This is a genomic window from Cyclobacterium sp. SOCE241 (assembly GCF_056867545.1).
In genome coordinates, this window is record NZ_CP149779.1 from 447,433 (window position 1) to 472,960 (window position 25,528).

A 25,528-nucleotide genomic window follows, 5' to 3' on the forward strand; every position below is an offset into this window, starting at 1 on the left:
CGTTTAAGTAGAAACGAGAATCATATGAGACAAATAACATTTCTATTAATTGTAAGTGTATTGATTTCCTGTCATTCTAAAAATAATGATCAGGGGAGTCATGACACTTTGTATTCGGTAGATACCCTCCTCATTGATTCCAAAGGGCAACCTCTTTATTTGAAATATCAACTTATAAATTCGAGTATTGACGAGGAGAAACGATCGATTTATTTATTCAATGATTTTAATCATTCAATTGATGAAGTTAATCTAGATGAATTGGCACTTGTAAATAATTATCCATTCGAAACAGAAGGGCCTGATGGTACAGGAGAGCCTGTGAATAACTTTAATGTAATGAAAGATGGTCGGTTTTTCATTAAATCTTTTAGTAAGTCCGGAGTTTTCGATAGAAGTGGTGCCTTAATACAAAAAATTGACTGGATAAATTCAATGGATTCAACCGGTATTAAATATGGAGAGGTCCCCAATATCGAGTTATTGGGTGAGCATACTGGATTGACAGTATTTGGACTCAATTATGATTATAAAAATCGAGAAATAGGTCTTGATGTGCTGTCGGTACAGAAAAATGTGGTCAAACGATTTGAGATAGATGCCGAAAGGTCATATCGTGATTTTATTTTGACTGTTGAAGGTACCCAATATGTTTTAGACCCCAATGTCTTCTTGGTGGTTGAAAATAATTCTATTATAATAAGCCATCAATTTTCAAATGAAGTGCTTTTATTTAATTCTGAAGGCGGATTTATAAAAAAAGTAGATTATGAACCTAAATTGACACCTAAGCGGGTCAATAAAGGAAATGAAAAAGGTCTTGCTGATTTGAAACAAGTACGGGAAGAATATAAAAATTACTTGGGGCAAGTTTGTTTTTATCCACCGGTTTGGGATGAGGTGAATAAACGATACCTCCGTTTATCTACCAAATCGGTATATTCCGAGAAGGAATCAAAAAATTCTTTTCTCCCAGAAGTACAAGAATCGAAGGCGTATTTATCTGTATTTGATGTTGATTTCAATTTAGTCTCTGAGTTGCCCATTCCTGAATTAACCATGAAACCTACTAAGTATTTCGCCAAAGATGGGAAGCTATGGGTTTTTAAAAATTTCTCAGATGAATTGGGTTTTATCGTTGTTGATATTTGATCACGATGTGGAAAGCATTAATGCTTTTTAAGTATGCTCCTCTCATAATTTAGATGTAAAAAAGAGAATGCCAATACCCTTTTTGTTAGACCCAAACCCTCTCAGTGTCTTGTCAAGCATACATTTTACACCATAGTTTCTTTCTAATGGTCTCGCAAAGCCGCAGAGTCGCAAAGAATTATTTTTTAATACTTGCTACAATAAAACCCTAAAATAACAGACCAAAGGCACAAGTATTCAAAAAATGATAAATTCCCTCCTTTGCGTCTTAGCGCCTTAGCGAGCAAATAAAAAGGAATGGATTCGTTTTTGAAAAGAATTTCACGCAGAGCCGCAGAGTCGCAAAGAAATATATTTTTTAATACTGACCACAAAAAAATCTATCCTAACTGATTAAAGATACAGATATTTAAAGAAAGGTCTATACCTATCTTTGCATCTTATACTTGATATGGCTGGCATCACAATTCCGGAGAATATCCACGGGAGTAGTATTTGGCCTTTGCTAAATGGTGATCAGTTGGAGTGGAGAAAGGCTTTTGTGTATGAAGGGCTTGGAACCTACGGTGGTGCATTGCCTAATTTAACGGTAATCAACCAAAATTTTCGTTATATTGAGACTTTTGAAGATTCGCTTTTGGAAAAGGTTGTTTTTAGGGAATTTTATGACCAAAAGAAAGATCCACTAGAATTGCATAATTTAATTGGATCGGAAAAAGTAACTTCCAAAGTAAACGAGGCACAAAAACTAATTAAACAACACAAACAGACAATATTACAACAATAAACTTTACCCAGACTTGAGAAATTGATATGTTAAAAACTAATTTTCTTTACCTGCTAATGCTAATGATACTCTTGGCCTCAGCTTGCCAACCGGAGGAATCGGAAACGAAATCCACTTATCCTTCAATTAGTGGTATTTATCCCCATTTGGCCTATTATAACAATGAAGGAGAATGCGGAACAGGTGCTGTGGTGCCATGGGCAGATAAATTGTGGGTGATCACTTATGGACCTCATCTACCCTTGGGTTCTTCTGATATGCTCTATGAGATCGATCAGGACCTAAATATGCAAATCAGGCCTGAAAGTATTGGGGGTACCCCAGCCAATAGAATGATTCACAAGGAAAGTGAACAATTGTTTATAGGCCCCTATGCCATCGGTAAAAATGGTGAAGTAAGGACAATTCCTTATACAGATATGCCTGGAAGACATACAGGAAATGCCAGACATTTGACAGATCCCGCCAATAAGATTTATTATGCCAGTATGGAAGAAGGTTTCTATGAGGTAGATGTGCATGATTTGTCTGTCAAACAATTTTATGAAGATGGAAATATTCGCCGAAAGAAGAAAGACGATACTGACACCAACCCTGCAGGTAGCTTACTGAAAGGTGCCCACGGAAAAGGGTATTATTCAGGACAAGGCGTTACTGTTTACTCCAACAATGGGGAGTCAGGAAGTAAAGCCTTGGAGCAGTTTGATATAGAAGCGGGTTCACTCTCTGAGTGGGATGGAGAAGAATGGAAACTTGTCCGAAGAAACCAGTTTGTAGAAGTAACAGGACCGGGTGGGATCTATGGCAATGCCAATCCGGAGACTGATCCAATATGGGCGACAGGATGGGACCATAAGTCGGTTATCCTTGCTTCCAGAGATGCGGAAAAAGGTTGGTCATTTTATCGCCTTCCCAAAGCCAGTCACAGTTATGATGGCGCACATGGTTGGAATACTGAATGGCCTAGAATCAGAAACGTAGGAAAAGACGGTGAGCCGGACTATCTAATGACCATGCATGGTATGTTTTGGAAGTTTCCTGAAGGTTTTCAAGAGGGTAATACCTCGGGAATTAGACCAAGATCCGCCTACCTGAAAGTGATAGGTGATTTTACACGTTGGAATGATGGATTGGTATTTGGTACAGATGATTCTGCCAATAAAGAGTTTTTAAATACCAGAAGTGCCAAAGGAAATATTCAGGGTCCCGGCCAGTCCAATTCCAATTTATGGTTTGGTAGTATGGATCTGCCTGATGAATTGGGGCCCAATACTGCCAATGGTGCATTATGGCTCAATGAAGAGGTGAAAGCAGATATCCCTTCTGATCCCATGTTGTTTGCCGGTTGGGACAATAGAAACCTTTGGATAAAGAATGAAGGTAAATCGAATGTGATTTTCACAATTGAAATTGATGCCAAAGGGGATGGCAATTGGGAAACCACGGACGAGGTGGAAGTGAAAGCAGGAGAGAGTACAAGAAAGTATTTTGATCAAAACACAAGTGGTGAATGGATTCGATTAACTGCCAATCAAAATACCATAGCTACTGCCCACATGGCTTTTGCCAATCCTGAAACCAGGAAAGCAATCCAAACTGGTATTTTTGAAGGAGTCAATACCATTGAGCAAAATGATTTTATCGGTGGATTCTTGTATGGTTTGGGAGATGATAGGAGAAAGTTAGGCTTGGTAGCTAAGTCTTATAAAGAAGGGAAACCTACAGACCTGGGCTATTATGAAATGGACGATAAATTCCAATTGGTAAAAGTGGAGGATCCCACTACCCTGCAGTTTATCAATGACAATTTTCAGATTCCTAAAAATGTGTTTGAAGTGGATGAAGCTTCTGTGTTGGTTATTGATGACAAGGGCAGAAGGTGGCGTTTACCTAAAGGCAACGAGCGCTATACTGAGCCCTCTTTATCAGGAAACCTAAGAATTTGTAGAGAAGTGGCTACAGAGAGAGATTTGTTCAATTGCCATGGGACTTTTTATGAATTGCCTGCTGAAAATGCAGATGGTTATGCTAAAATCAGACCGGTGGCTTCCCATCAGTTAAAAATCAATGATTATGCTTCTTACAGGGGAATGCTATTGTTAACAGGTGTTGACCCTGAAGCAGCGGCATCGAATGAACACATTGTTGTTTCTGATGATGGTAAAGTTGCTGTATGGACCGGAGCCATTGATGATCTTTGGCAATTGGGGAAACCTGTAGGAAAAGGTGGCCCTTGGGCAAATTCTGATATCGAAGCCGGCGAACCTTCCGATCCCTACTTGTTTGCTTTTTACGACACGCGTACACTAGAGCTTAGCCATGATGCCAAGGAGGCCGTTACATTTACTATTCAAATGGAACCGATAGGCCACGGACCTTGGATGGATTATAAAGAGGTAACCGTACCTGCAGGTAAAACCCATGTGGAGCAATTTCCTGAAGGGATTGAAGCCAGGTGGGTAAGGTTGGTAGGAAATCAAAATTGTAAAGCAAGCGCTCAATTTTCTTATAAATAAAAATACAAGGCAAACCTTAAAACCTGAATGAGATTTAATGAATTTGACTAGAGGTTTAATTCTATTGGCTTTTACGATAAGTCTATTAGGCTTACAAGAGCGTGATAATCCTGGCAAAAAGACTTTAATAGAAAGTTTGCAAACAGACTCTTTACGCTATGACATGTATTTGCTGGAAAATGAGCTGGGAGAGTCAGAGGGGTATATGGCAGAAATTTTTACCCCTGTTTGTCATACCAATGAATGTTATCCGGTTTATATAGACTTCTATTGGGATCTTTTAGGTAATTACCTAAAATATGAAATTCCGGAAGGAGAGTTGTTAACCAAATTAGACCACGTGCCCTTTGATGATGAAGACCATGAAAAGTTGCAGGAGATTCTTAGTAATGAAAGGTCGCTTCTCAAAGACTATAAGATTGAAGAGTTGGTGGGAAGCACACAAACGGTAGCCGCAAATGGCGTGGATGCCGTAACAGGAGCTACCCTCAAAACAATTAAAAATGAAGTTATAGACGGTGCTGTTTATTCTTGTTATACTTTATGGCATTTGGCGCATGGGGAGATGGCGGAAAAGGTTAAGGTGCATACAGAGGGGCTTTATTCAAAGGCTTTGTTGATACAGTTTCTAGAAAGTGGACATTATCCCTATCAATATTGGGCTATTGAGAAGGTTATTAATAAGGACCTATATACCGACGATAAATTATCAACAGCTATGCTTGAGGTATTGCTTGGAGACAATATTTTTCTGAGTTCACACCTAATCAAAGTCTTGCCTGAGGAGGTTTTCTCTTCTTTAAAAAGGCAGGTTTGGCTTTGGCAAACCATGGAGAAAAGTCCGTATAAGTTACAAATGAAGATGCTCGATAAATTTAACACTTTGAAATTGTACCCCGAACTACAAATCAAATTGTTGGAAGGCTTGAAAGAAGGCAATCCTGCCCAGCAAAGAAAGGTTTATTCGGTATTAAAAAACCAGCTAAATCTTAGCAAATCACTTCAATATCAGGTTTTGGATTACATAAAGCAAGGTATATGGAAAGATGGATTGATAGAACTATTACTCGGTCAAAATAAACTTGATAAAAAAATAAAAAAACAACTGAACACTAAATAAATAAACCTAAAATGAAACGTATTCTATGGATGTTTGGCCTCTTGCTGGCCTTTACCCAAGTAAACCTACAAGCCCAAGACAGGGTGCTTGTAGAAGCAGAATCATTCCAAAATACAGGAGGATGGGTCATTGACCAGCAATCCTTCGATGTATTGTACAGTTCCTATCTGATGGCCCATGGTATGGGACGCGTGGTGGAAGATGCCAGTACCAAAGTGAATTTTGAAAAGGGTGGGACTTATCATATGTGGGTAAGAACCAAAGATTGGGCTCCATATCCTACAGGGCCCGGAGCTTTTAAATTGTCGATCAATGGGAGAGAAATTGACCAAGTTTTTGGGCAAAGTGGAATCATAGATTGGGATTGGTATTATGCTGGCTCTGTTGATATGAAAAAAGGAGAAAATACCTTAACTGCTAAAGATCTTTCCGGATTTAACGGAAGGTTTGATGCCATTTATTTTTCCACCTCCAAGGAAGACAAGCCTATAAATGATAATGAAAAACTCCTCACGCTACGCAAGGAATTATTGGGATTGACAGATGGCCCTGAGGAGATAGGGAAATTTGACCTGGTAGTAGTAGGTGGTGGTATTGCAGGTACTTCTGCAGCCATATCTGCGGCTAGGATGGGTTTAAAGGTAGCTTTAATACAAAACAGGCCGGTATTGGGTGGAAACAATAGCTCAGAAATAAGGGTTCACCTGATGGGAAGAGTAGATGTAAACCATTACCCAAAATTAGGCCGTATTGTTCGGGAATTAGACAATGGGGATCCGGGGAATGGTAATCCTGACGAAAAAAGATATGGAGATGATAGAAAGGAGCAAATTGTAAAGGCTGAACCCAATATCTCCCTCCATCTCAATACCCATGTGTATGAAGTGGAAATGGATGGGAATAGCATCAAGGCGGTGATAGGTCGCGATATTGCAACCAACCAAGAATACCGATTTGAAGGTACTTATTTCTCCGACTGTACGGGAGATGGTACATTGGGATTCCTTGCCGGCGCCGAATACCGGATGGGACGGGAAAGCAAAGAGGAAACCGGAGAATCATTGGCAGCTGATACTGCAGATGATTTTACTTTAGGAACCTCTAATTTATGGGCCTCCCTAGAAAAGGATTATCCTTCTGATTTCCCGGAAACCCCGTGGGCACTACAGTTTTCGGATGAATACCACATCGATGAACACAAAGCTGATTGGCAATGGGAGACCGGTTTTGGTAATTTCAACACCATCTATGAGGCTGAAGCAATCAGAGACCACAACTTGCGGGCTATTTATGGCAATTGGTCTTACCTGAAAAAAGAGAAAGCCGAGAAATACAAAAATAATGAATTGGCTTGGGTATCTTATATAGGGGGTAAAAGGGAGTCAAGGAGATTGATGGGAGACCATGTGTTGACCCAAATGGATATTCAAGATGGGGTGATGTATCCTGATGGAAGTGTAACGGCTACCTGGACCATTGACCTTCATTTTCCGGATGCAAAAAACTCCAAATACTTTGAGGGAGAGGAATTCTTTGCTGCCACCAAGCATATTAGGGTAAAGCCTTATACCATACCTTACCGTTGCTTGTATTCACGAAACATTGATAATTTGTACATGGCAGGAAGAAATATTAGCACTACACATGTAGCATTTGGAAGTACCAGAGTGATGCGAACTTGTGGGATGATGGGAGAAGCCGTAGGTTATGCAGCTTATGTCGCTAATAGAAACAACGCAAGTCCTAGGGAAGTGTATACACGGCATTTGGATGAATTTATGGGAATTATCGAATCCCCTTTAAATATTTATACTTATCCTACATTGCCCAATAAATAAGCCTGGCTTTAAAGATGAATTATTTTAAAATACCAATTCTATTATCCTGGTTTTTGTTTGGGACATATTTTGCTCAAGCTTTCAACAAGCCTCCGAATTTTATTTTTATCATCACCGATGATATTTCAGCGGAGGATCTTAGCATTTATGGCAATCAATCGATTGAAACCCCAAATCTGGAAAGGCTGGCGATGAGAGGTTTGGTATTTGATAATGCCTATTTAACGGCAAGTTCTTGTTCGCCTAGCAGGATATCCATGATTACCGGTAGGTACCCACACAATACCGGAGCACCTGAAATCCATGTACCTCTTCCAAATAGTCAAAATACCTTTGTTCAAGAATTAAAAAAACGGGTTACCATACGGTTTTATCTGGTAAAAATCACATGGCACCGCCCGATCAGTTAGGATTTGTGGAACATTCTGAAGGTCGGCCAGCAGGTAGTGAAAAATGGTTGGCTCACCTTCAAGGCCGTCCCAAAGACCAGCCCTTCTTCTTTTGGTTTGCCTCTCATGATGCCCACAGGGACTGGCAGGTAAATGATCAGGCCCGTACTTATCTTCCTTCCCAGGTCGAGGTACAGCCTTATATGTACGATGGTCCGCTTACTCGAAAGGATCTAACAGGATATTACCATGAAATCAGTAGGTTGGATCATTATGTAGGATTAGTGCTGAATGAATTGGAAGCACAAGGTATAATGGACAATACTTATGTGATTTTGGTCTCTGACAATGGCAGGCCTTTTCCCAGAAGCAAGACCTACTTGTATAAGAATGGCATTCAAACACCTTTGCTTATTTCAGGACCAAAAGTCAACCAAGGAAGAACCAATTCCTTGGTTAGTGCTATCGATTTATCTGCGACAATCCTTGAGCTTGCTGGACTGAATAGGCCCAATAGCATTCAAGGTATAAGCTTTGTGAAAGTGTTACAAGAGCATTCTGCCATAGTTCGTGAAGTGGCCTTTGCCGAAAGAAATTGGCATCGGTACAGTATGCACGAAAGAATGGTCAGAATGGGTGATTGGATTTACATTAGAAACAACTGGCCCAATAAACGGAATCTTTCCGGAGAGTCAGACCCTCATGCTTTTCCTGCAGCAAAGGAGTTGTGGAACAGGTATGAAAAAGGAGAACTTACGGCAGCTCAGTCTTTAATCACTATGTTGCCCCAGCCGGCAGAAGAACTTTACCATACCAAAAATGATCCCCATAATCTTAAGAATGTGATTTATGCACCTGAAAATAGAGCCCTCGTTCACAAAATGAGAATAGTATTGACAAAATGGACCAACCAAACAGGGGATAACATACCCAATAATCCTACCCCAAATAAAGCAACTTTGGATGGCAGTCTCCTAGAATGGAAGAGAGGAGAAATGCCTGGTGAAGCTACCTCGGCTTATTCAATTAACCATCCAGGCCCAATTCTATTAAAGGAATATCATTAATCGATTTGGAAATGTCTTTACTATTATAAGTTTAAATATTACAATTATCTTTAAATTTATATTTTAAAATAGGCTTATTTAGAATGTCCATATTTCTCCATCATCATTAAGCATTTCCCCACCTTATTCCCAGTTGTATGCATCAATTAGATTACCTAACCATTTTTATTTTTACATTAATTATTCTTGGAGCAGGCTTGTCATTTGGTAGACAAGGAGGAGATATGAAATCTTTTTTCGCTGCGGGGGGCGGTTCCCTGGTCCATTAGTGGCCTGTCTTTGTTCATGAGTTTTTCTCTGCAGGAACCTTTGTAGTTTGGGGTTCCATTGCTTATGAATGGGGTTGGGTAGCCATCACCATTCAAATGGCCATGTGTACCAGTGGTTTTCTGATTGGCAAATACTTGGCTCCCAAATGGAAAGAAACACAATCTATTACCGTTGCAGAATACCTTACCAATAGGTTTGGAAAAAAAGTGCAACAGTATTATACATTCATCTTCTTAGTACTATCTCTAGGTTATACAGGTGCATTTCTCTACCCGGTGGCAAAAATATTAAATGTAGTTACAGGTTTTGATATTTATTATGCCATCCTGCTTTTGGGAGGAATGATTATGCTTTATACTGCAGTTGGGGGCCTTTGGGCAGTAATTGTAACAGATGTTTTGCAGTTTGTGATTTTAACTGCTGCGGTTTTGATCGTATTACCGCTTTCTTTGGAGAAGGTGGGGGTATGAATCAATTTATTGCTGAAGCTCCCGACACTTTTTTAATCTATTCAATGGTGAATATACCTTTTGGTTCATCCTGGCATTTGTTGGGTACAACACCATTTTTATAGGTGGAAACTGGGCTTATGTCCAAAGGTATACTTCTGTGAAAGATACCAAATCAGCAAGTAAGGTAGGTTATCTTTTTGGTGCATTGTACCTGATTAGTCCCTTAATTTGGATGTTGCCTCCTATGATTTATCGGGTTTTGGATCCCAGTCTTACAGGATTAGAAACAGAAGGAGCCTATCTGAGAATGTGTATGAGTGTGTTACCTGTAGGTATGTTGGGTTTAATGCTTGGAGGAATGATCTTTGCCACAGCCAGCTCGGTCAACACTTCTCTCAATCTTGCTGCTGCAGTTTTGACCAATGATGTTTACCAGCCTCTGTATCCAAATGCTGCCCCTAAGACTCTGATGAAAGTGGCCAGAATAGCAACACTCCTCTTTGGCTTGGGTACCATAGGTGTGGCGTTTATGGTCCCTCTGGCCGGAGGTATAGTGGAGGTAGTGCTAAGCATCGGGGCAGTTACCGGAGGTGCCCTATATGCCCCTGCTATTTGGGGGCTATTTTCGAAAAAACAAACAGGATCTTCCATTTTGGTTGTTACCGGACTGAGCCTTTTAATCAATCTATTTTTTAAGTTTATTTCTCCGGCCTTATTTTCTTTTGCCTTAGGGCGTAGTAGTGAAATGATTGTAGGAGTGTTTTTACCTATTGCACTTTTGGCCTTCTATGAAATTTTTGCGAGGGGTGAAAATGTCCAATTTGAGCAATACAAAAACTATTTAGGCAGAAACAAGGATAAAGATTTGACTAATAGTTTAAACGATGGTCAAAGTCAGAATACTTATGGCTATAAGGTAATGGGTTGGGCCTTTATTGGCATTGGTTTGTTGTTCTTTGGTCTGGGGATATGGGGAGGAGGAGGTAGCATTTATCTCTTTATAATGGGAACATTAATTTTTCTCCTCGGATATTTTGCTGTTCATTATTCAAGAAAAAAGCGAAAGCTCAAAATATATAATAAAACCTGAATTCAGTTAATTAGATGATCAAAGAAAATTTTACGCAAGAGAAGCGAGGGCTTAAAAATGAAAATATTGATTCAGACCTTGTGATTGTAGGAGGTGGTCTTGCAGGGACCTGTTGTGCCATTACAGCAGCAAGGCAAGGTATCAATGTAGTGTTAGTACAAGATAGGCCTGTATTGGGAGGGAATGGCTCATCTGAAATTCGCCTATGGATTCTTGGGGCAACTTCACATATGGGTAACAATAATCGTTGGGCTAGGGAAGGAGGAGTTATCGATGAGATTCTTTTGGAAAATTTATACCGAAACCCTGAAGGGAATCCTTTGATATTGGATACTATCCTTATTGAGAAGGTTACTGAACTTCCGAATATCAAGCTTCTGTTGAATACAGCTATGTATGATTTAGAGAAGAAAGGGAACGATACCATTGATCATATATTGGCATTTTGCAGTCAGAACTCCACGATATATAGGCTAAAAGCCCCATTGTTTGTGGACGGATCCGGAGATGGGATTATGAGTTTTATGGCAGGTGCTGCTTTCAGGATGGGGGCTGAGGCCGCCAGTGAATTCGATGAAGCTTTCGCACCGGATCAAGCGTATGGAGAGCTACTGGGACACAGCTTGTATTTTTACAGTAAAGATACAGGTAAACCTGTTAGGTTTGTTGCTCCCCAATATGCTAATACCGAAATTGAGGAATTACCAAGATTTAAATCTTTCAATTTGAAAGACCATGGTTGCCGGCTTTGGTGGGTGGAATATGGCGGTAGAAAAGATACAATTCATGATTCTGAAACAATTAAATGGGAACTTTGGAGAGTAATTTACGGCATCTGGAATCACTTGAAAAATTCAGGAGAATACCCGGAAACAGACACCCATACCTTGGAATGGGTAGGTTCGATTCCAGGAAAAAGAGAGAGCCGAAGATTTGAAGGAGATTATATTTTGTCTCAAAAAGATTTGGTAGAACAACGAGAGTTTAGTGATGCGATTTCCTATGGTGGTTGGGCTTTGGACCTACATCCTGCAGATGGAGTTTATGGAGAAAAACCCGGCTGTACGCAATGGCATACAAAAGGTATTTATCAGATTCCTTACAGGACCATGTACAGCAAAAATATCAGTAATTTATTTTTGACCGGAAGGATAATTAGTGCCAGTCATGTGGCCTTTGGATCGAGTCGGGTAATGGCGACTTGTGCCCACAATGCCCAGGCCGTGGCCATGGCTGCAGTGCTCTGCAAGGAGGAGGAAATTAGCCCTTCAGAAATCCTAAATGAGGGTAGGATAGAAGCCTTAAAAGATCGCTTGGTTTTACAGGGGCAATACATCCCTAATCATGTGTTGAAATTGAAAGAAGATTTGGCTCCATTGGCAACGATATCTGCTTCTTCCACCATGAGATTGTCGGGACTGGCCTTTGATGGACCTTGGAAATCTTTGACCTTCGCTGCAGCACAAATGTTGCCCCTTTCCCCCGGGAAATTACCGACCATGAAATTCCTGTTCAAAGCTAAAATAAACACCAAAATACAGGTGTCTTTGCTAAAAAGTAAAAAGAAAGGTAACTTCAGCCCGGAGGTAATATTAGCTAAAAAAGAGTTTGAATTAACTTTAGGTGAACAATATTTAACAATTGATTTACAGGTTAATATAGAAAATTCAGAATATTATTTTGTGGCTTTTGAAGCCAATGACAAGGTGTCGATAAGGTGTTCTCAAACAAGGGCCACAGGACTCCTCACCGTCTTCCAAAATTCAATAAAGCTGTAGCTACCTCTAGCAGGCAAGAACCACCAAAAGGTATTGGTATTGAGGAGTTTGACTTTTGGTTACCGGAAAGAAGGCCTGAAGGTCATAACCTAGGATTTGAGTTTTCTGAGGCTATTGACCTATATTCAACAAAAGATTTAGTGAATGGCATTTTTAGACCTACAGTGTCCTCAAATGCTTGGGCAGCTTGCTTAAATGATTCTCATCCATTCATTGAGATGGTTTGGGATAAATACCAGATTATAAGTGAGTTAAAATTGTATTTTGATACTGATTTTGACCATGCACTAGAGTCAACCCTAATGGGACATCCGGAACATGAAATACCTTTTTGTGTGAGAGAGATTGAAATCAGGGATGGACAGGGAAAAGTATTAGCAGCTATTCAGGACAATCATCAAACTGTTGTATCACTTAAATTCAAAGACCCAATTGAAACGGACCAATTGAAGTTATCTTTTAAGCAAAAATTTGAGCATGTTCCAGTAGCTTTATTTGGTATAGTATGTTTATAAAAATGAAAGAATATAAGCGTTTACAATCAGTACCATTTTGGTTTTTTTTCTGGCTGTTTTACTATTGCTCACTTCTTGTAAATGCACAGAACAATTTGTCTTTTTCTGCTCAGGCAAGCAGTAGTTCCATGGAAAAAATCACGAACCCAAACTTGCCATTGATGGGGATTCAAACACCCATTGGAGAAGCCGGCCGGATGATGAGAATGCTTGGATAATTCTCAAGTTTCCGGGTGCCACAGAAGTGATAAAAGTAGATATAAATTTTGTACCATCGACAGTGCCCAATGAAGCTTTTAATCTACAGTATTTACTCAATGGAGAATGGAGAACATTTCACAAAGTGACCGATAATATTGCCCATAAAGTGGAGGTGAATTTAAAGAAGCCTCAACTGATAGAAAGGGTTAGATTGCTAGCAATAGATGGGCAAGAGATGCAACTCAATGAAGTGCAATTGTGGGGACAAAAATATGCGGATACAAGCGGGTTGGAGAATAAGCCGATACTCGTAAATCAAAGTGGATATAATCTTTATAGAAGCAAACGTTTTACAGCACCAGAGGTCGAAGACAACACCTCTTTTGCCATTGTCAATAGCAGAAGTGGAGAGGTAGAGTTTACAGGAAAAGTAGTTGGAGAGAAAGGAGATTTTTCAAATTTCAACCCCTTAAGTGAAGATGAATTTTTGGTAAAAATTAATGGACTTGAATCTTTTCCTTTTCGGATAGGTCCCAACTGGATAGAAAGAGTAACCTATAGAAATATGGTTGACTTTATGTTGGGAGCTCGACATTATGTGGGTACGGTTGATGATATTCGGCAGATAAGTTTTGCTTGGAGAGATGGTGATTTTTTCAATTGGTCCATGCAAAGTCTGGTGGCAATGTACCTAAGTAATCCCGAGGCTTATGAGCGGATGGAAAGAAAAGGTCATTATATTTCCAATGAAGAATTTTCTGAAAAGTACAGGGGACTATGGGGAAAATTGGAACCATTTGCTGAAAACACTCCAGACATTGTTCAGTTGATGCATTGGGATGCGGATGTTAAAATTAGTCAAAGGTTGGATCATGAAATGCAAAAAGCAGAGTTGGCACATTTTCTTTATGCTTGGCCTTATATCAAAAGGTGGCTTCCTCAGCAAAATTTCGACTTGATTTATCAATATGTTAAAGACAATTGGGAAAAAGAAGCAGTTTCTAAGCATTCCCTTTCTCAATACAATAAGAGTAAAGCGCATAATCTGTTATCCTTGAAAACTCAACTTGGAACGACCAAAGGAGAAATGCCACCAGGTTTTTCTGTAATACCCAACCTGATGATGTATGAAGTTGCTACACGAGTAGGTGATGTTGATGCTGAAAAGTATTTTGAAGCTGCCTATAATCAAATGGATTGGATGGTAAAGCATTTGGATTGGGCAGATCCAATGACCACCAAGGGACAAAGGATGTCTGAGCACATGACCCTGCGGGCCTTTGCTTATTTCTATCATCAGTTTCCTGAACGATCACCAAAAGGCATTCCTGATAAAGTGAATGAATGGGCGCAAATGATGTTGGATCGATCAGAAAATCTTTGGGATTTTAGGAAGTACAGTCAAGAAGAATGGACCCCACCCGGATGGAATGAGACCGGAAATATATTAGGTTTTCCGGCTGCTATTTTTGCGGCATGTGGGATTTTGACAAATAAGACTTTAGTCCAAGAAATGGAAATGCTCGCATGGTCCCATATTGAGAATGCCTTTGGTCGGAACCCTACCGGACGTCAATTTTCATATAAGGGGCCTGAGGAAGTGGAAGGGGTGGATCTTGGTTGGTACAGCAGACATAAAGGTGGAATTGGTTTATTAGAGGATGTTCAATTTGTATTTGATGGTTCACCAAAATCCTTTCATTACCCTAATTACCCCGAGGTAGGTGACTTGGGTTGGACAGAGGGATGGGTTCAGTTCAATACTGCATTTAATATGAGCATGGCTTATATGGCCAATTATTATACAGATATAATTTTGGAAAATAAGGGAAATGGGAATTATACAATCGCACTTACTGCACCGCTTAACTTTGATTATAAGCAAACAGATGTTGCCAAAATAAAGATTGTCAATCAAGCCGGCGAAAGCCTCTTGGTGAGCTTGAAAGAGGCTTCTCCTTTGGCTTTAAAATTGATAGGATCATTGCAAATTAAAGAAAATAGGGTGGTAGTTGGTGAAAAGAAGCTTTCCCTAGATAAGGACGACAGGATTATCTTGACTTATGGATATGGTTATTTTGAACGGCGTTTGGTATTACCGGTTTCAAATATTGAGAAATGACAAATTAAACGGTCCTGTTTCTTTAATTAATGATTTTTCCATAATTTATAAAGAGACAATCCTTGCTCATTGAGTTCTATGGTGTCATCTGATTTGTTAGGGTCTAAAAATAACATTTATTTCGTTTGACACTATAAGATTTTATGAAATGAAGTGTTCCGGATAATGTTCCACAGTTGGTGAAACTTTTTCATTATTTCTTTTCTTATTCGATAATTATACATATTTAAAACTGATATTTCCAAAATGAGCTTTTACCCAAAAAACCAAATTACCCTTATTATTACTTTAGTTTTTGTCCTGATTTCTTCTGATTTACTTTGGGCGCAAAAAGAATTTATTCTATGGGAGGGAGCGGTTTTAAATCAAGCAAAACAAAATTCAGGTACTTCTATGGCAATGCCTGAAATGAGAAAGTTAGAAAATGAGGCAGAAATGGCCTTGAAAAGTGGACCTTTTTCAGTAGTTCATAAAAAGCAATTGCCTCCTAGTGGGGATATTCATGATTATACCAGTATGGGACCTTACTGGTGGCCGGATCCTGAAAAAGAGGATGGACTTCCTTATATAAGACGGGACGGAGAAATCAATCCGGAGTTTTATGACTATAAAGACCACGATGAATTTGGAGCTTTAATGAAGTCCTTGAATACATTAAGTAAGGCTTATTATTTTTTAGAAAATGAGCAATATGCCCAATACGCAATTAGATTAATTAAAACATGGTTTCTCGATTCAGAAACGCGAATGAATCCAAACCTATATTATGCTCAAAGAATTCCGGGAAGAACAGAAGGTAGAGGTATCGGTATTATAGATACTAGGCGGATGGCAGTTTTACCTGATGTGTTAAAAATGCTCTCAGCTTCTGAACATTGGGAAGTAAGCATGGAAAAGGGAATGAAGGATTGGTTGGCAGCTTATGTTTCATGGTTAGTCAATAGCAAGCATGGTAAGGATGAGGCAGTTCATGGAAACAACCATACTACTTGGTATTTTGCTCAAATTATTCCACTGACAATTTATTTGGATCAGTCTGACAGGGCAGATAGTTTAGCAAAGGCAGGGCTACCTTTAATTTTAGAAGAAATGATTGAAAAGGATGGAAGCCAACCCGCAGAACTTGCTAGAACCATTTCATGGAATTATAGTAGCATGAACTTGTTGGCAATAATGTATTTTGCTCAAGCCTGTGAGAAAGTCGGGATCAATTTGTGGGATGCTGTAAATGAAAAAGGTGGAAGTATAGCGAAGGGCATGGACTTTTTGTTCCAATATACCAAAACAAAAAATGATTGGCCTTTTAAACAAATTAAACCGCTTAATCCGGTACTAATAAAAGATCAATTGAATATTGCGGCCTATAAATACGGGAACAAGAAGTACAAAAAAGTGGCGGATCAAATGATAAGTGAAAGTACTGAATTTAGTTATTGGGATTTGGTGAATTTTAAGCAAATTTCAAAGTAGTTCAAGTGGTTTTATTATGGTTTCACCATAGCCAATAAAAACCATTAATTAATCTCGATTATTAATGTATCATATGGTATATCTTTGATTATTCAAGAGACGAAGTAAGGTTCACTTAAATATAAACCCGAAATCTATTCCGTGAAGAAATCACTTCAAAATTTGCTAATTGGTTTTTTCAATGATGTTTGTCTGTAAAAAAAATCACTAAATCTATGATAGAATAATTAGCCAAACAATCTGATTTTTTTTCGATTGGAACTATTGTTACAAATACTATTACCTAATCCGATTTCAAATAATTTTTTTTGTTGTAATAATTGATTTATAAGAAGGGGTAAATAACCGCCCTCCCATGGAATTATCGTTTTATTGTATATCCAATCTATTTCTTATGTATCTCAAAAATAATATTTATTTTTTGTTTGGGTAAAAAGTATTATAACTTATTAAATAAATTCTAATTATGATTTATATCACAGGTTATTATTAGTATGATAAAATAAATTATATTTTTATATTTCACTTTTTATATATGATATTTAGGAATTTAGAGGTAATTGATTAGTTTTACATAAATTGATTTTTAAATAGTTAATATTTATTCTTTTTTATTATTAATAATGATCATTTAAAAATATTTTAATTATGAAAAATAAATACATTTTAACTCTCGTATGTTTTTTCATTGCATTTTCTACAATAGCTCAAACTTTTGCACCAGCATTTCAAGGCTATAGTAGAAAGAAAACAACTTATATTACGCTTAAAAATGGAACTGAAATAGCAGTAGTTATTAAAAAATTGTTTTTTAAGAAAGGTCTAATTGATGATTTGAAAGTTGAAAAATCCAGTGATGGAGAAAAAATTAAAATAAATCCTGAGGAAATTGACCACATGTACATTCCCCCTAGTGCCTTGGCCAAGTTTAGCCAGTTTGTAGATGCAAGTTCTGACTTAACCAAATTACAAGATAATGAACTCTCTTCTGAGCATTTGGATGATGGCTACCTCTATATGGAGTCATCTAATGTGCAAGTGAAAAAGAACAAAACTCAATACTGTATGTTGCAAGTAATGAATCCAACTTTCAGTAAAAAAATTAAAGTCTTCAATGATCCATTTGCAAAGGAATCAGCAAGCATAAATTTTGGTGGTATGACAGTAGCAGGGGGATTGGATAAATCATACTATATTAAAAAGAGTGGTGAAGACCTTGCGAGAAGGATAAAGAAAAAGGAATATAAAAAAGACATGGAAGAACTCTTTGCAGAATGCCCTGCTATTATCGATAAATACAAGGAGGATCCTAAATGGTCAGAATTTGAACAATTTGTTTTTGATTATTCAACCATGTGTGAATAATATGATGTTTTCGTGAAGGTAATTTCTCAGTATAAGTAAAATTTATCAACAAACTCAGAACAAGTAGTATTGGAGCATGCAATTGATTTAATTTTTAAAACCTTAGTTAATACCTATTTATAATGTGTTTTAAAGTAGGTTTTAGTTTATTTTTTTGTAAATTATTGAAATTCTCGACCAAACTACCTTTATTTAAAGGATGGGTAGAACATGCAATTCTTTCTTTAGTGGTTTAAATTTGAAGAGTTTATAGCTAGAGTGCTTGTGATTATTTTAGGTTTGATTCTCAAATCTTTATGATGGATATTTAAGAATCCCAGATAGTCAGGTCTTATTGGATCATGATATTAAAATCAATTAGATGAGAGCTTTTTAGTTGTTTAGTTAATAATGGTTTCCCTCTTTTTTAAAGTAATTGGTAAAAAGAACAACTTATTTTCGAAATAAACCTGATTTAGTCTTAATTTGGCCTGTGATTCCTATCGTTAAATATTCTCATTTTTGTTGAGAGAACAATTTTAAAATCTTTTAGGTAAAGGCCCTATTTTCTGCTATATTTCAAAAAATTTTATATTTATATTTTTATGGAAAGTCCAAACATCCCAAATGAATTTAATAGATTATTGGCTTTGGCCGATTATGATTTGGATACTACGGAGTTAGAAGATCAATTAAAGGATCTTACCAAATTAGCAGCTAAAGTGGCCGGGACTGAAATCTCACTTGTTAACCTAATTGATGCTGTAACACAATGGAGCGTGGCGGGAGTAGGATTACCGGTGATGCAGTTGCCAAGAGAAGACTCGGTTTGCCAATATACCATCAAGGGAGATCAAGCCCTTGAAATAAAAGACCTTTCTAAAGATGAAAGATTCAAACATAAGTTCTATGTGGAAGATGATCCAAATTTAAGGTATTATTTCGGGGTTCCATTGAAAACAAGTTCTGGCCATAATTTGGGTGCTTTGTGTGTATTGGATACTAAGGCAATAACAATTACTCCCGAAAAAGCAGACCTTTTAAAAATCATAGCTGAGGAAATTATTAATCGCTTGGAAATTATCAAGTCTGTAAATGAGTTGAAATCTAAGGTCAAAGACTCATTGGAAAAACAAGAACAGGTAGCCCATGATATACGTGGTCCAATTGGAGGAATAATAGGCTTGGCCCAAATTATAAAAGATCAAGGTACCAATAATCAATTGGAAGATGTTCTAGAGTTTATTAAGGTTATTCAAAGCAGTAGCCAATCGCTATTAGAGTTAGCAGATCAAATCCTTTCAACAAAAGCTAAAGGAAAAAAAGCACCAGAACAATTAAACCTTCAAAATGAGTATAACCTCCAAGTGTTGCAAGAGAAGTTAAAAAATTTATATGGTGTTCAGGCAGAACAGAAAAAAATAAATTTAACAGTTGAGATTACAAGTAAGAACTTTGAGACAAGATTTTCAAAGGTTAAATTATTGCAAATTTTAGGTAATCTAATATCTAATGCCATCAAATTTACACCCATAGGTGGAAGTGTAAGCATCTTACTTAGCCTCGAAGAAAAGAATTACATTAATAGTTTGAGGGCAATAATAAGTGATACAGGAACAGGTATGAGGGTGGAACAAATTGAGGAGATATTAAATGGGGAGAGTCAAACGACTAAGGGCACTTCTGGTGAATTGGGCTACGGGTTTGGTTTACCTTTGGTAAAGCACCTAGTTGATGGTCTGGGAGGAGAAATGAAAATAGATTCAGAATTTGGGAAATATTCAACTTTTGAAGTTAATATTCCTGTATAATTTTCTTTGAGAAGAACTCAATTAATTATTTATAAACCCGAATTTATATTTAGGTTTTATGTAACGCAATTTCAGTACAGGACAATCAAAAAGTCCTCCTTTAAAGAGGACTTTTTGGATTCATAATATTGTTGCAATTGGATTTTATTTTTACTTAAATACAGTGTTGAATTCTTCCAGTTTTTGATCTACCTGCGTATCTATTTTAAAAGAGAAATTTACCTTTTCCCATTCAAAAGTAACTTTTGCTACTTTATTGTCTTCAGCTGATATTGAATAAGTAAGCCTTTCGTGAATTTCCATTGATTTTTCAGGACTTACATTCAATGATACTGCATCATCTTTTTCAAGAGCTGCTGTATTTACTTTTCCATCTTGCATGTAAGCATAAATGGCATTTCCTTTAGAATTAAAGTGTATAGTCCAGCTTTCGGATTGATTAGGAGTGATAAAAATTGAATATTTACCTGCATTGAGTGTTTTGCCACCTAGATTAACAGCAGTGCTAAATTCAATAGTTGTTGGTGCATTTGCACCCGCCCTCCATGGGGTTCCATAAGGCACAAGTTCACCAAAAATGGTTCTTCCCTTTACAGCTGGTGAGGAATAGGCCATACTGATTTTAGTAAAACCTACGTTTTGAGAAACAAAACTAGCGGGACTGGGTGCTGGTATTTGTATTTGAGCTTGAGATTGGAAAACAATGGTGAATGCCATTAATAGTGAAAGGCATAATAATGTGTATTGGAATTTTAAATTTTTCATAGGAATAGTTTTTTATGGGTTTAAAAAGGAAAGATACTAAAGGTGATTAAATATTTAATATTTTTTATCTGAATTGATTTTATAACTCTATTTCTATGTTTTCACTAAGTAGAGCGATGAGATAATCCTTTAAATACTTGTATTTAGTTATGTAGCTAATTTTCAATGTAATGTAAAAATGGAAGGGCTTTATTATTAAAAAATTAATTCAATCTTCAGGAAAAATTGATTTTGATTAGGGCTTTTGCTTAATGGAACTGATGATTCAGAATTATCCCAAAAGGCCTGTATGAATAGTGAATTTTAGAATAATTCTGGAGCTTAACCTTACTTATTGATAGGGTTTTAGCTCTTGGTTATCAAATTAATTTCAATTTTAGAATTAAGGAGCACCAGTAAGTTTCATATTGAATACTATTTTCTTGTGATTTAACAATTGATTTTATAGTTATTTATGTTTACTTTAATTTATAATTGCTTTTTTCTGATTTTGAGAAAGATAGACCTTATTAAATTAGGGTGATTTTTTGCTCAGATAGGTAGGGAAATCATTAAATTTGATTTCTGAATTTAAACAATCACAAAGAAAGAAGGAAATTGCTCTTTGGAACATTACAATAAATGAAATTAATTTTCATTTATCTCAGAACTTAAAGAATGAAGGATAAACCCACACGGCAAGAATTAGAAATACAAATTAGTGAACTGAAAAGGCAAAATGAGGAACTGAAATCAATAGCCAATGATTTTCATGAAAATGAGCGATTCAATACCTTTGATAAAGAAAATCTCAAGGAGGTATATGTGGCTCCCATTGCTTCCATTTTTAACAATATGGGGGATTCTGTTTTTGTGAAAGATGATCAAAGCAGGTTAGTGCTTGTTAATGATGCTTTTTGTGAGCTATTCCAACTTACAAGAGCTGAAATTATAGGAAAGACGCTTGCTGAAAATGTCCCAATCGATGAAAGAGAAAGCTTTTTAAAAATTGACAGGGCTGTACTTACTGAAGGAATTGAAAATATAAATGAAGAAACCCTAACGATTAACAATGAAACTAAAATTATTTCTACTAGGAAATCACGATTTATTGACTCCAATGGGAATAAATTTTTAGTAGGGGCTATTCGTGATATTACTGAAAAAAAAATGCAGAAAAGGCGTTAAAGGAAAATGAAAATAAGTATAGAAAGCTTAATGCAACCAAGGATAAGTTGCTTTCTATTATAGCCCATGATTTAAGAAGTCCTTTCAACAATATTATCGGCCTTTCCAGCTTGCTCCAAAAACGTTCAGATAGTTTTGAAGACAAGCAGTCAGAAAAATACATTGAAATAATTAATTCTACTGCTAAAGAAACTCTTATTTTACTTGATAATTTATTGAACTGGGCGAAATCTCAAACGGGAGAACTCAATATTAAGTCGGAAAAGATTAGTTTATCCAAAACAATTGAGCAAGTAATTTCACTTGAAAACAAGCTTGCAGCAACTAAAGAGATATTACTAAAATATAAGTGTTTAGATGAAATTAAAATTTGCACAGATCAAAATATATTAAAAATTGTACTCAGAAATTTGATTTCAAATGCCATTAAATTCACAAATAACGGTGGAAAAATTAATGTTGTTTCAGCTAAAAGGGAGGTTGGGATTGAGATTTCTATTGAAGATGATGGAGTTGGAATGAGTAAGAAAACAGTAGAAAATCTATTTGATATTTACAGAACTAAAACATTGCTTGGTACCGCGAATGAGGTAGGGACAGGTCTAGGTTTAGCACTAAGTAAAGAATTTGTAAACAAATTGGGTGGTGAGATATCGGTTATTAGTGAAGTAGGAAAAGGAAGTATATTTACTATTTTTTTACCTTTTAAATTAAACAATAGTGAGTAAAAGTTACCATAACGGCCCGGTGGTTTTAGCATCAATAACTTCGAAAATCATAAATAAACATTGACATATGTCCATAACTAAGGATGCCGAATTAATCGGTATGAAAAAATAAGTGAGGTTGTAGGGATTACACTTAAATTAATGAGAGCCTATGCAAAAATAGGGATGTCTACCAAAGACCTGGATCAGTATGGTGGAGAAATCCTAAAAAGCTTTGGCGCAAAATCTGCCCCATATGAAACCTATAACTTTCCGGGGTATACTTGTATAAGCGTCAACCATGAAATAGCTCACGGCCTTCCTTCGTCGGGCAAAATATTAGCTGAAGGAGATTTAATAAATGTGGATGTATCCGCCGAGTTAAATGGATTTTGGGCAGATAATGGGGGATCTTTTATTATTGGAAAAGATATTTACAACCATCAACCTTTGGTTAATGCTTCCGAAACAATTTTACGAAAGGCCATCAATAGTATTAAAGGGGGTGAAAATAGCTGATTTAGGATATTTGATTGAAAATGAGGCCAAACAAAGAGGGTTTAAGGTGATAAAAAACTTGGCAGGACATGGTGTGGGGGCTAGTTTACACGAAGAGCCTGAAGATATTTTAAACTATAGGGTGAAAAGTAATCGGAATCGATTCAAGAAAAATACAACTGTAGCCATTGAAACATTTATTTCCACCAAATCTACCTATGCCGTGGAATTAATGGATGGCTGGACTTTGGTTGGAAATAAGGGAGGTTATGTTACCCAGCACGAACATACCATTCTCATTACTGAAAATGAACCTTTGGTGCTTACGGCGGATAACGGATTTTGGGTATAAAGAAAATGGTCTTTATAGATTATTATCTGTATGTTGGCTGTTTGCAAGAGGTCTTCGGAAATAGGAATATTCTATTCGAATTTCAAACTTTTATTAATAAATAATGTATTTTAAAAATAGTTTAACTTTGCTTTTGTTTATAGTGCTTTTCACGCACCAAACAGAAGGCCAAGAAAGTATTTTAAAAGCGCTTAAATCTCCTGTTATTTTAAAAGGTAACGATTCTATAGCATATAGAGATCCTGCAATTTTGTTTCACCAGAATGTATTCTATCTGTTTTATACTTTGGTAAAGGCTGAGGAAGGGTTGATTTATTCCTATACAGCCATTAGCAAATCTAAAGATTTGATTCACTGGAGCCCGGGTGAAATTATTACACCTAAAGGTCAACATTTTAATTTTTGTAGTCCGGGAAATGTGATTCGATTCAATGATGAATGGGTGCTTAGCTTACAAACTTATCCTAGACCAGGTTTAGGTGTAAATGATCCTGTCACGTATGGAACTTCAGAAGCACGAATTTATACCATGAGGAGCAAGGATTTGAAAAGCTGGACTGAGCCTGAGCTGCTAAAAGTGAAGGGGCCCAAGGTAGAGCAAGAAGATATGGGAAGAATGATCGATCCATACCTTGTTGAAGACAAGGATGAAAAAGGTAAATGGTGGTGCTTTTATAAGCAAAATGGGGTAAGCATGTCCTATTCCTATGATTTGAATAACTGGACTTATTGCTGTCATACCAGTTCAGGTGAAAATGTAACAGTTCTTACTGAAAATAATGAATACCTTTTGTTTCATTCTCCTGAAAATGGTATCCATATCAAACGTTCTTCCAATTTAAAAGATTGGAAAGATTGGGGGGATTTGATCGTTTTGGGACAAGACCAATGGCAATGGGCCAAAGGAAGAATTACTGCCGGAACGGTGGTTAATTTAAGGCGAAACCCAAAGTATGGTAAATATCTAATGTTTTTTCATGGTTCAGGCCCTAAAACAGAGGAGGAAGGAGATTTTGATAAAAATGCTTCAATAGGAATTGCTTGGAGTGATGATTTGATAAATTGGGAGTGGCCCGGAAAATAACCAATCTCTGTAGCTTAATGAATTAGAGGCAATCTAATGGATTAAATAAGCAAATGAAGAAATCACGAAGAAATTTTTTCTTTAAAATTAGCTTAATGGGCTTCGCAGGCTTAACATTTCCGGCTATTCTTTCTGGTAATGACAGAAAAAATTTCACCCTATTAAAAGAAAATGAAAAAGGTTTAACTATCCTCTTCCAAGGAGACTCAATCACTGATGGAGCGAGATCAAGAAACGAAGACTGGAATCACGTTATGGGACATGGTTATGCCTACCTTATTTCTAGTCGCCTATGGTTCGACTACCCTAAAAAAAATTAATGTTTTATAATAGGGGGATTAGTGGAAATAAAGTAAAAGACCTTTTAAATCGCTGGCAAGAAGATACCATCGATTTAAAGCCTGATTTATTAAGTATTTTAATTGGAGTAAATGATGTGTCAAGAATTATTGCCAATGAATATACTTTAGAGGAATGGAAGGAGGATTATAAAACCTTGATTAAAATAACAAAAGCGGAACTCCCCAATACAATAATATTTTTATGCGAACCTTTTTTATTGATAGATGATTGGTCTAGGGTGAAAAAATTGCAGTGGGAAGAGGTGATGAACAAAATGCAGTCAATTATTAGACAGCTAGCCGACCATTATAATTGTGTTCATATAGCATTACAGGAACCTTTTAATAATTCTCTTAAAAAGACATCGGCAAAATACTGGGTTTGGGATGGGTTACATCCCATGCCTGCCGGACATGAATTAATAGCACGAATTTGGATAAATGAGGCACGCAATCATTTGAGTTTTTTTGAAAAGTAGTATTGGTAAGTGTAGATAAGCTAGTCTATGAGAACAATTGGTCGAATAGATTTTCTTTAATCTAAGTATAGTAGCAATCCAGAAGCCCAATGCTTGGAATCACCTTGGTATCAACCATAATTAAGCATTGTATTCAATTTTTCGCAAATAAGTTTTTTTCTGTTTTAAAAGTCCTATCAAAAAGTTTGTTTTAATTTCAAAATGGTATTGCTG

At 36.9% G+C, this 25,528-nt stretch carries 22 protein-coding genes and 1 pseudogene; 22 read left to right on the forward strand and 1 reads right to left on the reverse strand.

Annotated elements, in window-relative coordinates; all coding sequences use genetic code 11:
- Positions 1 to 24 precede the first annotated feature (24 nt).
- From WG932_RS02090 to WG932_RS02165, 16 genes are all read left to right on the forward strand, one after another.
- Positions 25 to 1,152, forward strand: coding sequence for a DUF4221 family protein (locus WG932_RS02090; RefSeq protein ID WP_483086773.1), 1,128 nt, complete (start codon positions 25 to 27; stop codon positions 1,150 to 1,152).
- Between the two features lie 451 nt (positions 1,153 to 1,603).
- Positions 1,604 to 1,939, forward strand: a complete 336-nt coding sequence (locus tag WG932_RS02095; protein WP_483086774.1) for a sulfatase/phosphatase domain-containing protein — start codon at positions 1,604 to 1,606, stop codon at positions 1,937 to 1,939.
- A gap of 26 nt (positions 1,940 to 1,965) precedes the next feature.
- Complete coding sequence (locus tag WG932_RS02100) at positions 1,966 to 4,455, forward strand: hypothetical protein (RefSeq protein ID WP_483086775.1); 2,490 nt, start codon at positions 1,966 to 1,968, stop codon at positions 4,453 to 4,455.
- A 37-nt stretch (positions 4,456 to 4,492) separates the two neighbouring features.
- On the forward strand, positions 4,493 to 5,575 hold the full coding sequence (locus WG932_RS02105) for a hypothetical protein (protein WP_014021818.1): 1,083 nt from the start codon (positions 4,493 to 4,495) through the stop codon (positions 5,573 to 5,575).
- Between the two features lie 11 nt (positions 5,576 to 5,586).
- Positions 5,587 to 7,413 carry an FAD-dependent oxidoreductase gene (locus WG932_RS02110; protein ID WP_149392402.1) on the forward strand — a complete coding sequence of 609 codons (1,827 nt, stop codon included), beginning with the start codon at positions 5,587 to 5,589 and terminating at the stop codon, positions 7,411 to 7,413.
- Positions 7,414 to 7,427: 14 nt separating this feature from the next.
- Positions 7,428 to 7,823: a sulfatase family protein gene (locus WG932_RS02115; protein ID WP_483086776.1), complete on the forward strand. Its 396-nt coding sequence runs from the start codon at positions 7,428 to 7,430 to the stop codon at positions 7,821 to 7,823.
- Entirely contained in the window at positions 7,802 to 8,869 is a 1,068-nt protein-coding gene (locus WG932_RS02120) for a sulfatase-like hydrolase/transferase (RefSeq protein WP_483086777.1), read from the forward strand. Before WG932_RS02115 ends, WG932_RS02120 begins: the two co-directional genes overlap by 22 nt.
- Before the next feature lie 353 nt (positions 8,870 to 9,222).
- Positions 9,223 to 9,609 carry a sodium:solute symporter family transporter gene (locus tag WG932_RS02125; protein ID WP_483088552.1) on the forward strand — a complete coding sequence of 129 codons (387 nt, stop codon included), beginning with the start codon at positions 9,223 to 9,225 and terminating at the stop codon, positions 9,607 to 9,609.
- A gap of 139 nt (positions 9,610 to 9,748) precedes the next feature.
- Positions 9,749 to 10,681, forward strand: coding sequence for a sodium:solute symporter family transporter (locus tag WG932_RS02130; RefSeq protein WP_483086778.1), 933 nt, complete (start codon positions 9,749 to 9,751; stop codon positions 10,679 to 10,681).
- Between the two features lie 14 nt (positions 10,682 to 10,695).
- The gene (locus WG932_RS02135; protein WP_483086779.1) at positions 10,696 to 12,459 is read left to right on the forward strand and encodes an FAD-dependent oxidoreductase; all 1,764 of its coding nucleotides are present in this window, start codon (positions 10,696 to 10,698) and stop codon (positions 12,457 to 12,459) included.
- Positions 12,399 to 12,974, forward strand: coding sequence for a hypothetical protein (locus tag WG932_RS02140; protein ID WP_483086780.1), 576 nt, complete (start codon positions 12,399 to 12,401; stop codon positions 12,972 to 12,974). The genes WG932_RS02135 and WG932_RS02140 overlap by 61 nt, the downstream gene beginning before the upstream one ends.
- 2 nt (positions 12,975 to 12,976) lie before the next feature.
- Positions 12,977 to 13,192, forward strand: a complete 216-nt coding sequence (locus WG932_RS02145; protein WP_483086781.1) for a hypothetical protein — start codon at positions 12,977 to 12,979, stop codon at positions 13,190 to 13,192.
- Positions 13,132 to 15,297, forward strand: coding sequence for a discoidin domain-containing protein (locus tag WG932_RS02150; RefSeq protein ID WP_483088553.1), 2,166 nt, complete (start codon positions 13,132 to 13,134; stop codon positions 15,295 to 15,297). Before WG932_RS02145 ends, WG932_RS02150 begins: the two co-directional genes overlap by 61 nt.
- A 246-nt stretch (positions 15,298 to 15,543) precedes the next feature.
- Positions 15,544 to 16,767: an alginate lyase family protein gene (locus WG932_RS02155; RefSeq protein WP_483086782.1), complete on the forward strand. Its 1,224-nt coding sequence runs from the start codon at positions 15,544 to 15,546 to the stop codon at positions 16,765 to 16,767.
- 648 nt (positions 16,768 to 17,415) lie between these two features.
- On the forward strand, positions 17,416 to 18,132 hold the full coding sequence (locus tag WG932_RS02160; RefSeq protein WP_483086783.1) for a hypothetical protein: 717 nt from the start codon (positions 17,416 to 17,418) through the stop codon (positions 18,130 to 18,132).
- Positions 18,133 to 18,716: 584 nt separating this feature from the next.
- Positions 18,717 to 19,922, forward strand: coding sequence for a GAF domain-containing sensor histidine kinase (locus WG932_RS02165; RefSeq protein ID WP_483086784.1), 1,206 nt, complete (start codon positions 18,717 to 18,719; stop codon positions 19,920 to 19,922).
- 150 nt (positions 19,923 to 20,072) lie between these two features.
- Here the strand turns inward: WG932_RS02165 and WG932_RS02170 are convergent, their stop codons facing one another.
- Complete coding sequence (locus WG932_RS02170) at positions 20,073 to 20,687, reverse strand: DUF2911 domain-containing protein (protein WP_483086785.1); 615 nt, start codon at positions 20,685 to 20,687, stop codon at positions 20,073 to 20,075.
- 657 nt (positions 20,688 to 21,344) lie between these two features.
- On the opposite strand from WG932_RS02170, the gene WG932_RS02175 reads away from it, so the two are divergent.
- From WG932_RS02175 to WG932_RS02200, 6 genes and pseudogenes are all read left to right on the forward strand, one after another.
- Positions 21,345 to 21,854, forward strand: coding sequence for a PAS domain-containing protein (locus WG932_RS02175; protein ID WP_483086786.1), 510 nt, complete (start codon positions 21,345 to 21,347; stop codon positions 21,852 to 21,854).
- A 47-nt stretch (positions 21,855 to 21,901) separates the two neighbouring features.
- Positions 21,902 to 22,582 (forward strand): sensor histidine kinase, encoded by a 681-nt coding sequence (locus WG932_RS02180; protein ID WP_483086787.1) that lies wholly within the window; start codon positions 21,902 to 21,904, stop codon positions 22,580 to 22,582.
- A gap of 67 nt (positions 22,583 to 22,649) precedes the next feature.
- Positions 22,650 to 23,411: pseudogene (gene map, locus WG932_RS02185) on the forward strand (type I methionyl aminopeptidase).
- Positions 23,412 to 23,538: 127 nt separating this feature from the next.
- A complete protein-coding gene (locus WG932_RS02190; protein WP_483086788.1) occupies positions 23,539 to 24,495 on the forward strand; it encodes a glycoside hydrolase family protein in 957 nt (318 codons plus the stop codon).
- Between the two features lie 53 nt (positions 24,496 to 24,548).
- Complete coding sequence (locus tag WG932_RS02195; RefSeq protein WP_483086789.1) at positions 24,549 to 24,815, forward strand: hypothetical protein; 267 nt, start codon at positions 24,549 to 24,551, stop codon at positions 24,813 to 24,815.
- Entirely contained in the window at positions 24,815 to 25,315 is a 501-nt protein-coding gene (locus WG932_RS02200; RefSeq protein WP_483086790.1) for an SGNH/GDSL hydrolase family protein, read from the forward strand. The genes WG932_RS02195 and WG932_RS02200 overlap by 1 nt, the downstream gene beginning before the upstream one ends.
- Positions 25,316 to 25,528 lie beyond the last annotated feature (213 nt).